This is a genomic window from Ruegeria sp. BG11 (assembly GCF_056538565.1).
The window spans coordinates 1-522 of sequence record NZ_JBQFTH010000069.1 but is presented as its reverse complement, the minus strand read 5'-3'; the positions used below and the strand labels follow the sequence as shown (position 1 = coordinate 522).

General features: G+C 59.8%; 1 protein-coding gene. It reads left to right on the top strand.

The genetic code is table 11. The annotated features are described in order from the left end of the window. The coding region (locus ACR0JF_RS23435; RefSeq protein WP_480670149.1) for a pyridoxal-phosphate dependent enzyme at positions 1 to 522 on the top strand (522 nt) is incomplete at both ends.

Here is a 522-nt window from a genome sequence, read left to right as displayed (position 1 = left end):
GTGGCCGGTCCGCATCCCTATCCGGCGATGGTGCGTGACTTCCAGTCAATCATCGGCAAGGAAGCGAAAGAGCAGATGATGAAGGCCGAAGGCCGTCTGCCCGATACGATCATCGCTGCCATCGGTGGTGGGTCGAATGCAATGGGCCTGTTCTACCCCTTCCTCGACGACAAAGACGTCAACATCATCGGCGTCGAGGCCGGTGGCAAAGGCGTGAATGAGAAGATGGAGCATTGCGCTTCGCTGACCGGAGGCCGTCCGGGCGTGCTGCACGGCAACCGTACGTATCTGTTACAGGATGACGACGGTCAGATTCTTGAGGGCTATTCGATCTCGGCTGGTCTGGATTACCCGGGCATTGGGCCCGAGCATTCCTGGCTGAACGACATTGGCCGCGCCAACTATGTCTCGATCACCGACAAAGAGGCGCTTGAGGCGTTCCAGCTGTGCTGCGCGACCGAGGGCATCATCCCAGCGCTGGAACCCAGCCACGCGTTGGCTCATGTGATGAAAATCGCGCCG